The 12143-nt window shown below is 29.7% G+C and carries 9 protein-coding genes; all 9 read left to right on the top strand.

The window, feature by feature from the left end; all coding sequences use genetic code 11:
- The first annotated feature begins 24 nt into the window (after positions 1–24).
- The 9 genes from R3X25_RS04020 to R3X25_RS03980 all read left to right on the top strand — a co-directional run bounded on the left by R3X25_RS04020 (position 25) and on the right by R3X25_RS03980 (position 12102).
- Positions 25–789: an SDR family NAD(P)-dependent oxidoreductase gene (locus tag R3X25_RS04020; RefSeq protein WP_317672091.1), complete on the top strand. Its 765-nt coding sequence runs from the start codon at positions 25–27 to the stop codon at positions 787–789.
- Between the two features lie 71 nt (positions 790–860).
- Positions 861–2081 carry a 6-phosphofructokinase gene (locus tag R3X25_RS04015; protein ID WP_317672089.1) on the top strand — a complete coding sequence of 407 codons (1221 nt, stop codon included), beginning with the start codon at positions 861–863 and terminating at the stop codon, positions 2079–2081.
- Positions 2082–2091: 10 nt separating this feature from the next.
- Positions 2092–4398, top strand: coding sequence for a chondroitinase-B domain-containing protein (locus tag R3X25_RS04010; RefSeq protein WP_317672087.1), 2307 nt, complete (start codon positions 2092–2094; stop codon positions 4396–4398).
- Between the two features lie 151 nt (positions 4399–4549).
- Entirely contained in the window at positions 4550–5461 is a 912-nt protein-coding gene (locus tag R3X25_RS04005) for an NAD(P)-dependent oxidoreductase (RefSeq protein ID WP_317673400.1), read from the top strand.
- A 410-nt stretch (positions 5462–5871) separates the two neighbouring features.
- Positions 5872–7851: a protein-disulfide reductase DsbD family protein gene (locus R3X25_RS04000; RefSeq protein ID WP_317672085.1), complete on the top strand. Its 1980-nt coding sequence runs from the start codon at positions 5872–5874 to the stop codon at positions 7849–7851.
- A gap of 9 nt (positions 7852–7860) precedes the next feature.
- A complete protein-coding gene (locus R3X25_RS03995; protein WP_317672083.1) occupies positions 7861–9360 on the top strand; it encodes an aminotransferase class V-fold PLP-dependent enzyme in 1500 nt (499 codons plus the stop codon).
- Between the two features lie 51 nt (positions 9361–9411).
- Entirely contained in the window at positions 9412–9996 is a 585-nt protein-coding gene (locus R3X25_RS03990) for a HupE/UreJ family protein (protein ID WP_317672081.1), read from the top strand.
- 55 nt (positions 9997–10051) lie between these two features.
- Positions 10052–10474: a dCMP deaminase family protein gene (locus R3X25_RS03985; protein WP_317672079.1), complete on the top strand. Its 423-nt coding sequence runs from the start codon at positions 10052–10054 to the stop codon at positions 10472–10474.
- Positions 10474–12102 carry a S41 family peptidase gene (locus R3X25_RS03980; RefSeq protein WP_317672077.1) on the top strand — a complete coding sequence of 543 codons (1629 nt, stop codon included), beginning with the start codon at positions 10474–10476 and terminating at the stop codon, positions 12100–12102. Before R3X25_RS03985 ends, R3X25_RS03980 begins: the two co-directional genes overlap by 1 nt.
- Positions 12103–12143: the final 41 nt, after the last annotated feature.

Below are 12143 nucleotides of genomic sequence, written 5' to 3'. Positions count from 1 at the left end.
AAAAAATTATAAAATTTAAATAAAATGAGTAAAGATTCATTAAAAGTAGCGGTAGTTACTGGAGCAACTGGTGGAATTGGATTCCAAGTAGCTAAAAGATTAGGACAAGATGGATATACTGTAGTTTTAAACGGTATTGAAGATGAAGAAGGAGCAAAAAGAGTTAAAGAACTTGAAGCAGAAGGAATTTCTGCAGAGTACATTGGTTTTGATGTTACAAGTGATGATGCTGTAACTAAAAATATTACTGCAATTGGAGAAAAGTATGGTCAAATAGATGTACTTGTTAACAATGCAGGTGGTTTAGGTGGAAGATCTAGATTTGAAGAAATGACTACAGAGTTTTACAGATTTGTAATGGCTTTAAACCTTGATTCAGTATTTTTTGCATCAAGAGCAGCAATTCCTTTCTTAAAAAAATCAGACAATCCATCAATCATTAACTATACATCAAATGCAGGATGGAATGCAGGTGGACCAGGAGCAGGTATATACGGAACATCTAAAGCAGGTGTACACGCAATTACAAGAGCATTAGCAAAAGATTTAGCTGAATATGGAATTAGAGTAAATGCAGTATCTCCAGGTACAATTGACACTCCATTCCATGCTCAAATTAAATCAACTAAACCAGAAGTATTCGCTTCATGGGCTAATAGTATTTTATTAGGTAGATTAGGTCAACCAGAAGAAGTTGCTTCGGTTGTTTCTTTCCTAGCTAGTAAAGATGCTTCCTTTATAACTGCTGAAACTATCCAAATTGGTGGTGGACAAGCATTAGGAATATAAACCTTTAAGCATAATTAAAAATTGGCGTAGAGGTATTCTACGCCAATTTTGTATAAACTTATTTTTTTATCATGAAAAAATCTATTGCTATAATTTGTGGTGGTGGGCCAGCCCCTGGAATTAACACCGTTATAAGTACATTGGCTAAAACTTTTTTAAAAGATGGATATCAGGTTTTAGGAGTACATCAAGGTTATCAAGGATTGTTTTCAGACAACCCAACTATTGAATTTTTAGATTTTCGTTTTGCAGATAACATTTTTAGTAAGGGAGGATCATCATTAGTAATGAGTAGGTTTAAACCTAAAGATTCAGAATTTAAAGTAGATTTTTTTGTAAAATATAATGTTAAATTATTAGTAACAATTGGAGGTGATGATACAGCTTCAACTGCAAATAGATTAACAAAGTTTTTGAAAAACAATAATCTTAATGTTTCTAATATACATGTTCCTAAAACAATAGATAACGATCTACCATTGCCAGATAGAAACCCAACATTTGGTTTTCATTCAGCAAAAGGTGAAGGGGTTAGAATTGGAAATACTGTTTATGAAGATGCTCGAACTAGTCAAAATTGGTTTGTACTATCCGCAATGGGTAGATCTGCAGGGCATTTAGCTTTTGGAATAGCTTCAGCTTGTCATTACCCAATGATGATTATTCCTGAAATGTTTAATAAAACTACTATTACTTTCGATAAAATAATTAACCTAATTATTTCTTCCATTGTAAAAAGTAAAATTTACAATATAGATTATGGAGTTGCTTTAGTAAGTGAAGGTGTTTTTCATTTCATGGACAAAGATGAAATAAAAAATTCAGGAATAAACTTTACGTATGACGATCATGGACATCCAGAACTTGGAAATGTAAGTAAATCACATATATTTAATTACTTGTTACAAGTAAAACTAAAAGAAATTGGTTTAAAAGTAAAAACACGTCCTGTAGAATTAGGATACGAATTAAGATGCTGTAATCCAATAGCATTTGACTTAACTTTATGTACCTTATTAGGTATTGGAGTGAAAAAATTATTTGATGAAGGGGTTTCTGGCTGTATAGTTAGCGCAAACTCAAATGGAGATATTACACCTTTATATTTAGAGGATTTTGAAGATGAAAATGGAAAAGTACCACCAAGGTTGGTAGAAGTAGAATCTGATATGGTGCAGTTGTTTATGAATCATCATTTACGCTACATAAAGCATGATGATTATAAACTAGCAAAAAAATATGTAGATAATCCTGAAATCTATGATTTCAAGAAAATATTAAATTGGAATTAAAATTTTAATTATGAATAAAATAATCACACTTATAGTTGCACTAGCATTTATCTCATGTACAAAGGTTTCTGTAAACACTATAAAAGTTTCAAATAACGATGAGCTTAAAAAAGCAATTTCAGATGTAAAACCTGGAGACGAAATTGTTATGGCAAATGGAGTTTGGAAAGATGTAGAAATTAAATTTGTAGGAAAAGGAACAGAACAACAACCAATAATTATAAAAGCAGAAACCGAAGGTGAAGTATTTATTGAAGGTATTTCAAATTTAGAATTTGAAGGCGAGTATTTAGTAGTTAGTGGATTGTATTTTAGAAATGGACATTCACCTACAAAAAATGTAATTGCTTTTAGAACTAGCGAAGAATCAGTAGCAAACAATTGTAGAGTTACTAATTGTGTAATTTTAGATTTTAATCAATTAGAACGTGATCAAGATGATTTGTGGGTGCAATTTTATGGAAGACACAACCAATTAGATCATTGTTATATTGCTGGTAAAACAAATGGAGGACCAACGGTAAGAGTAGATTTAAAAGGAAATCAAAGTATTAACAACTATCACCAAATAGTGAACAATCATTTTGGTCCAAGACCTAGAAAAGGTGGAGCAAGAGGTGAATCTATTCAATTAGGAAGTAGTTTTACATCAATGTCTCCAAGCTATACAACTATTGCAAATAATTTATTTGAAGAATGTAATGGTGAAGTTGAAATTATTTCAAGTAAAACCAACTTTAATATAATTAAAAACAATGTATTCTATAAAAGTGAAGGTTCTGTAGTAACTCGTCATGGAAATTATGTTACTGTAGATGGTAATTATTTTATAGGTGATGGTGTAGATAAAAATTATGGAGGTATTAGAATTGTAAATACTGGGCACAAAGTTATTAATAACTATTTTTATAATTTAATTGGTGAAAACTTTAGAAGTCCTTTAGCGGTAATGAATGGAATTCCAAAATCACCATTAAATAGATACAATCAAGTAACTGACATTGTGGTTGCATACAACACATATGTTAATTGTAAATCGCCTTGGCAATTTGGAGTAGGAACAAACATTGCACAAAAAGATGTATTACCATTATCTGAAATTCGTTCAGCTAGACCTTTAAGATCGGTAGTTGCTAATAATGTAATTTATAACAATGTTGGAGATGAAAATCCAATTATTGAGCACGATAAAGCAGATGGTGTAACATTTAAAAGCAACATTATAAACAACCAAGGAGTTAGTTTTAAAGATGAAAACCGTATAGAACCAAGCACTTTTGAATTAACAAAAATATCAGAAAACATATTTGTTCCATCTGGAATTTCAAGTGAAATTGAAGCTTACAAAGGTTTTGGGTTTGAAACTATAACAACAGACCTTTTTGGAAACTCAAGAGAAAATTCAACTTCAATTGGAGCTACACTTCCTGGTGAAGCAAAAGATCCATCTATTTTAGATAAGAAAAAATACGGAGCTAGTTGGTATTCAAATGAAGTTACTTCAAGTGAAGTTAATGTAGTTGAAGTTTCAAACGAGAATGATTTAATTACTAAAATTGCTGAAGCTAAAAAAGGAGATATCGTTTCCTTAAAAGCAGGTAAGTATACAATTTCAAAATCGTTGGTAATAGATAAAACAATTACTATTCAATCAGCAGATTCAGAAAAAGCTGAAATCGTTTTTACAGGAGTTGAAAATACACCTTTATTTGAATTAAATCCTTATGGTATTTTAACACTAAAAAATGTAGTACTTTCTGGAAACGGAACACAACAAGCTTTTGCAAGTTTAAAAGAAAATATGTCTAATCACTTCGGATTAAATGTTGAAGGTTGTGAAATCAGTAATTTTAATTATGTGCTAAAAGCATACAAACAAACATTTGCTGAAGAAATTACCTTTACTAAAAGTTCTATTTCTAATTGCGAAAATGGAATTGAGCTTTCAGAAGAAACAAATGATAAAGGAGATTATAATGTTGAATATTTAACTATTGAAAGTTGTAAATTTAACAACGTTAAAAGCAATGTAATAGATTATTATAGAGGTGGTTATGATGAATCAACTATTGGAGGAAACTTATTAGTAAGCAACAGTGAGTTTACCAGTTGTGGAGCTAAAGAGAAGAATGGAATTTTATTAAATACTCGTGGAATTGTTAATGTTAATATTAACAATAACACTTTTAAAAATAATAAAGTGAAATTAGTTGCTTTATTATGGGGAGCAAAAAATAATTCACATTCAAATAATACTATTCAAAATTCAGGTAAAATTTTAGTAGAAGAAAACTTAAAAATGAAATTAATGTATTAATACATAAAAATTAATACTTTTTTTATTGTTCAATTAAAGGTAATGGATTCAAAATAATTAGCGTTTTATAGATAAATATTAATTAAACATGTCAAATTTTGGTTGAGTTTAGTTTAATAATTTTAAAAATGCTAATAGGTACTTACCTTTTATTAATAATTATAATTTAAATATATTAGATATGAAAAAACCCACTATTGGATTTATAGGACTTGGCCTTATGGGAGGTAATATGGTTGAAAATTTACAAAAAAGAGGCTTTGAACTTACAGTAATGGATCTTAATAAAGATGAAGTTGCAAAGGTTATTGCTCGTGGTAATGCTACTGAAGCATCATCACCAAAAGAATTAGCAGAAAAGAGCGATATTATAATGTTCTGTCTAACTACTTCTGCAGTTGTTGAAAAAATTGTTTATGGTGAACAAGGTATCCTAGAAGGTATTAAAGAAGGTGCTGTTCTGATTGATTTTGGAACATCTATTCCTGCATCTACTATTAAAATTGGAAAAGACCTTGCTAAAAAAGGTGCTGGTATGATAGACGCTCCATTAGGACGTACTCCTGCTCACGCAAAAGACGGATTGCTTAATATTATGGCAGCTGGTAACAAAGAAACTTTTGATAAAGTAAAACCAGTTCTTGATGAGCAAGGTGAAAACGTATTTTATTTAGGAGCACTTGGCGCAGGTCACACAACTAAATTAATCAACAACTTTATGGGTATGACAACAGTAGTTGCTATGTCACAAGCTTTTGCTGCTGCAAAATTAGCAGGTGTAGATACACAACAATTGTTTGATATTATGTCTTCTGGACCTTCAAACTCTCCATTTATGAAATTCTGTAAGCATTATGCTGTAGATAATGTAAGTGATTTAGGTTTCTCTATCAATAATGCTAATAAAGATTTAGGATATTTTGTACAAATGATGAATGATCTTGGTACAACTTCTCAAATTGCTGAAGCTACTTCATCTAACCTTAAAGCTGCAGTTGCCGCTGATATGGGTAATGGAAATGTTCCAGAAATTTTTGATTATTTTTTGAAGTTGAAGAAATAGTTTAGACACTAATTTATAGAAAAAAATAAAATAAATTACAAATTTAATTTTTAACAAATACATCTGTAAAGCTAAATTAAAAGTTTAAAAAACATAGTAGTTTGTATAATATTGAATTTAGAAAAGCACTAATTTATTTCAAGTAATAAATTAAGTTTAGTTAATATTTAAAGTGAAAAAAACCTGTAAGAAATTACAGGTTTTTTTGATTTTATATCTTTTTTAGTAAGAAGTTTTTAGAATAAATATTTTTCACTTAAAACCTATAGAATATTTAAATACATTTAAAAAAATATAGATATAATTAACTTATTGTGAAAAATTTAACAGATTTAAATAAGGGTTTGGGCTACCATTATCGACATAATAATAATTATTGTTTAATTTTGAAAACCCAAATCTTGAAATAAATGAAGAAACTTATAGTACTACTTGTTTTAATAAGCAATACAGTTTTTGCCCAAATTCATAACCCAGTAAATTGGTCAACAAAAGTTGAAAAAGTAAATGAACAAGAATACGATTTAATTGCTACTGCAGAAATTGAGGTTAATTGGCATTTATACTCTCAAAATATTACCGAAGAAGGTCCTTATGGCGCGCCAATACCAACCACTTTTAGTTTTGATGTAACAGAAAATTTTGAGTTAATAGAAGATGTTAAAGAAGGTGAAGGTCACACTATTGACGATCCTGTTTTTCAAATTCCAATTAAATATTTTGAAACAAGTGCAGATTTTAAGCAACGAATAAAAATAAATTCAACAAAAGGATTAAAAATTACAGGAACCGTTGAATTTATGGTATGTGATGATACTAGTTGTTTACCACCTGAAGAAATAGATTTAGAGTTTGTAATACCAGAATCTTCTGCAAGTATAGCTACAATAACAGATACAGCTAAAAAAAAGGAAGACGTAAAAAAAGGACAAACATCTAAAAAACAGAAAAATAAAGGGTTGTTAAGTATTTTTCTTATCGCCTTTTTCTCTGGATTTGCAGCCTTATTAACACCTTGTGTTTTTCCTATGATTCCTATGACGGTGAGCTTTTTTACCAAACAAAGTAAAACAAAAGCAGCAGGAATTAAAAATGCAATTATCTACGGACTTTCAATAGTTGTAATATATGTAGGTTTAGGTATTGTAATTAGTTTAATATTTGGTCCAAATGCTTTAAATGCACTTTCTACCAATGTTTGGTTTAACGTAATCTTTTTCTTTTTACTTGTAATTTTTGCAGTTTCTTTTTTAGGAGCCTTCGAATTAACACTTCCAAGTTCTTGGGGAACAAAAGTTGATGCGCAAGCAGATAGAGGAGGAATGATTGGAATTTTCTTTATGGCATTGGCTTTAGCAATTGTATCATTTTCATGTACAGGCCCTATAGTTGGTACTATTTTGGTAGAAGCAGCAGCAGGAGGAAATCAAATTGGACCAGCAATTGGTATGCTAGGATTTTCATTAGCAATAGCTATTCCTTTTGCATTATTTGCAGCTTTCCCAGGTTGGTTAAATTCTTTACCAAAATCTGGAGGTTGGTTAAATACAGTAAAAGTAGTTTTAGGATTTTTAGAATTAGCTTTAGCATTTAAGTTTTTATCCAATGCAGATTTAGTATTACAATTACATTGGCTAGAACGTGAAGTGTTCTTGGCAATTTGGATTACAATTTTTGGTGTTTTAGCCTTCTATTTATTTGGAAAAATCCAATTACCACATGATTCTCCTTTAACACATATTTCAGTAGGAAGATTAAGTTTAGGACTTGTAGTTTTATCATTTACAATTTATATGATTCCAGGACTTTGGGGAGCACCTTTAAATTTAATAAGTGCATTTCCTCCAGCACAACATTATAGCGAATCGCCTTATGGAGTTGGCTTTACAAAACAAGGTTCTGCAGTAGGTACAGATTCACATGGAGATATTCCTGAAGGAGCGCATTTAATGGCTCCACACAATATTATTTCTTTTAACGATTATAATTCTGGTTTAGCGTATGCTAAAAAAGTTAATAAGCCTATTATGATTGATTTTACTGGACATGCATGTGTAAATTGTAGAAAAATGGAGCAGAATGTTTGGGCGAAAGATAAAGTATTAAATATTTTAAAGAATGATATTGTTCTTATTTCATTGTATGTAGATGATAAAAGACCTTTGCCAAAAAGTGAGCAAACAGAATCAAAATTAAAACCAGGAAAAAAGCTAAAATATATTGGGCAAAAATGGAGTGAGTTTCAAACTATTAAATATGGAGCAAATGCACAACCATTTTATGTGTTAATGGATTTAAATGAAGAAAATTTACTAGATCCTGTTGCATATACACCAGATGTTGATGAATATTACAATTGGTTAAAAGAAGGAATAGCTAATTTTAAGTAAATTTGAACAATGGCCAATCAAACAACACAACAGAATAATGAAATTTCTTCATTGGAAAAATATTTTGAGCAATTCAGAAATAATATTGTAGGTGAAAATCAAACTTTTGAATCACCTTATGGAGAGCAAGAAATTATTTATACCGATTGGACAGCAAGTGGAAGACTGTATAGACCTATTGAAGAAAAGTTATTGAATGAATTTGGTCCGTTTGTAGCCAATACACATACAGAAACGTCTATTACAGGTTCTGCAATGACCATGGCTTACCATAAAGCTAGAAATATTATAAAACAACATGTAAACGCAAGTGAAAACGATGTTTTAATTACGGATGGAACTGGAATGACAGGTGTTGTAAACAAGTTTCAACGTATTTTAGGTTTAAAAGTATCAGAAGGTTTAAAGGATTTTACCAATGTTCCAGAAGAGCTTAAACCAATTGTGTTTATTACACATATGGAGCACCATTCCAATCAAACTTCTTGGTTAGAAACTATTGCAAATGTTGTAATTATTCCTTGTCAAGAATCAGGATTAATATGTTTTAAAAGTTTTAAAAAGCTTTTGATTCAATATAAAAATAGACCTATAAAAATAGCTTCGGTAACAGCATGTTCAAATGTAACAGGAATACGAACAGATTATTATAAAATTTCAAAAATGATTCATCAGTTTGGAGGGTTGTGTTTTGTGGATTTTGCGTGTTCTGCACCATATGTAAATATTAACATGCACCCCGAAGATAAAGAAGCATATTTAGATGCTATTTTCTTTTCTCCACACAAATTTTTGGGTGGGCCAGGAACTTCAGGTGTTTTAGTTTTTAATAAGAAATTATATAAAAATATGGTTCCCGATAACCCAGGAGGAGGAACAGTAAATTACACAAATCCATGGGGAAATCACGATTATATTGATGATATAGAAACGCGTGAAGATGGTGGAACTCCTGGATTTTTACAAACCATTAGAATAGCACTAGCCATTCAATTAAAAGAAAAAATGGGAGTTGAAAATATTCTAAAAAGAGAACATGAAATAAATAAAATTGTTTTTCAAAAACTTAAAAATATTCCTAACCTTATAACTTTAGCTTCAAAACACGAAGATAGACTTGGAATTTTTTCATTTTATATTGAAGATGTTCACTTTAATTTAATTGTAAAATTATTAAATGATAGGTTTGGAGTTCAAACTCGTGGAGGTTGTTCTTGTGCCGGAACTTATGGACATTTTTTATTACATGTAGATCAACAAGCTTCAAAAAATATAGAAGGACAAATATTAGAAGGTTGTATGATTGATCGTCCAGGTTGGATTAGAATGTCTATTCACCCAACTATTTCTAATAAAAATGTACATTTTGTTTGTGACGCTATTAAACAAGTGGCAGAGAATCATAAAAAATGGAGTAAAGATTATGAATATAGTTCTGAAAAAAACGATTTTGTTCATAAGACCTCAATTCCTTCAGAAAAAACAATTGTAAATAATTGGTTTAGGTAATTTAGTGTAGAAAAAAGTTTTTCTATATTTGATACTTAAATTTAACCCCATATGGATAATCTTATTTTTTTTGTAAAAGAAGGCTTTTTTCACGTCTTAGATTGGAAAGCTTATGATCATGTTCTTTTTCTAATAGCCTTAACTGTTGTGTACGATTTTAAAAACTGGAAAAAAATATTCTGGTTAATTACATTATTTACAGTTGGGCATACCTTATCTTTAATTTTAGCTGCTTACGGTGTAATTTCAGTAAGTAGAGCTTGGATAGAGTTTTTAATTCCTTTAACCATATTTATAACAGCTTTAGTAAATATATTTTATGCTAAAACAGCATCAAAAAATACCAAAACAAATACTAATTTATTTTTTGCTTTATTTTTTGGGTTAATTCACGGATTAGGATTTTCATCTTATTTTAATATGTTAGTTGGAAAAGCGAGTAGTAAACTTTTGCCCTTATTGGAATTTGCATTAGGTGTTGAGTTAGCACAAATTGTTATTGTAATTTTAATTTTATTGTTAGGTTTTATTGCTCAAACAATTTTCCGTTTTTCAAAAAGAGATTGGATTTTAGTAATTTCATCTGTTGTTATTGGAGTTACAATCCCTATGCTCATCAATAATTGGATTTGGTAAAATTTTAACATGGAGTTAATCTAAAAGAATTATTTTAGTGTTTATTTAAAAATTTATGAATAAAAAACAATTGAAATACGATAAGGCTTATATGCGAATGGCATTGGAATGGGGAAAATTATCGTATTGCAAAAGAAAACAAGTAGGAGCTTTAATAGTAAAAGATCGAATGATTATTTCTGATGGTTACAACGGAACTCCTTCAGGTTTTGAAAATTGTTGTGAAGACGAAGAAAATTTCACAAAATGGTATGTGCTTCATGCAGAAGCTAATGCAATATTAAAAGTAGCAGCCTCAACACAATCTTGTAAAAATTCTACGTTATATATCACATTATCACCATGTAAAGAGTGTAGTAAATTAATTCATCAATCAGGAATAAAACGAGTAGTTTTTGCTGATAAATATAAAGATACTACTGGAATAGACTTTTTAGAAAAAGCAGGCGTTGAATTAACTCATTTGAAAGAAATATAATGACAAAAAGAAACTTAAATTATCCAATTTTTCTTGGTATAGCTGTAGCTATAGGAATTTTTATTGGAAGCAATTTAAACTTCAAAAATAAATCGTTATTATTTAATAATAATAGCAACGAAGCAAAAATAAAACGGCTTATAAACTATATTCAATACGATTATGTAGATGAAGTAGATACAGATAGTTTGTTAGATGATGCAATTACCAATATGTTGGTAAAACTAGATCCACATTCGGTATATATTCCTAAAGAAGAATTGCAGAGTATTACAGAAAGTATGCAAGGAACATTTGTTGGAATTGGAGTGAGTTTTATTATTCAAAACGATTCTGTAGCTGTAGCTAGCGTTATAAAAGATGGTCCTAGTGAAAAAGCTGGATTACAAGCAGGTGATAGAATTATTATTGCTGGAAATGATACTTTATTTGGCGAGTCTATAATTAAAAAAGCTGGGATAACTAAAGAGCATAAAGGAACCTATTATGCGAATAGATTAATATCTGATGCGGTTATGAAAAGTCTAAAAGGTCAACCAGAAACAGAAGTTGATATTGAAGTTTTTAGAAGAAAAACAAACCAAATTTTAGATTTTAAAATCACTCGCGGAGATGTCTCTATTAAAAGTGTTCCAGGTTATTATTTAATAAATAGTAATTTAGGTTATATAAATGTAGAACGCTTTGCTAGAACAACATATGATGAGTTTAAAGAAGCTTTAGATGAGTTAATTTCAAAAGGAATGAGTTCTCTTGTATTGGATTTAAGAGGGAACCCAGGAGGTTTTATGGATATAGCAAATTCCATAATTGATGAATTTCTTGAGGATGGAAAATTAATTGTTTTTACAAAAAACAAAAGTGGAGAAATAAATAAATCCTACGCTACCAAAAAAGGAGATTTTGAAAATGGAAATGTGTATGTGTTAATTGATGGTAATTCAGCTTCAGCCAGTGAAATTGTAGCAGGAGCACTTCAAGATAACGATAAAGGAACCATTGTTGGGCGTAGATCTTTTGGAAAGGGATTGGTGCAACAAGAAATGGATTTAGGAGATGGATCTGCAGTTAGATTAACAACATCACGTTACTATACACCAACAGGACGTTCTATACAAAAACCGTATGATCATAATAATTCAAATAAATATCAAACAGAATATTTAGAGAGAATTCAAAATGGAGAATTGGTTTCTAAAGATAGTATTAAAGTTAATGATACTTTAAAATATGTAACACCTAAAGGAAAAATTGTTTATGGCGGTGGTGGAATTATTCCAGATGTTTTTGTGCCTCTAGAAAGTATTAACAGTTTTAGAGAAAACCTTTACGGAGGATTAAATGAGTTTATTTTTAAATACGTAGATAATAACCGTGAAAAAATGAATAAATGGGAGTTAACAGATTTTGTAAACAACTTTGATAGTAATGATGAAGTTTTGAATTTATATATAGATGAATTAGATTTAAATTATCCGTTGGCACCTGAAACACGTAAAAATCTTAAAAAATATTTTAATGCAATTATGGCTCGAAATATTTTTGATGAAACAGGATATTATATGATTACTCAAAAAGAAGATCCTATGATTTTAAAAGTGTTAGAATTAGAATCAAAAGGCGATTAGTTGTTTACCAATTATTCACACACTATATTTGCCACAAGCAA

Source organism: Lutibacter sp. TH_r2 (assembly GCF_033101135.1).
GTDB lineage: Bacteria > Bacteroidota > Bacteroidia > Flavobacteriales > Flavobacteriaceae > Lutibacter.
This window is presented reverse-complemented; position numbering and strand designations above follow the sequence as displayed.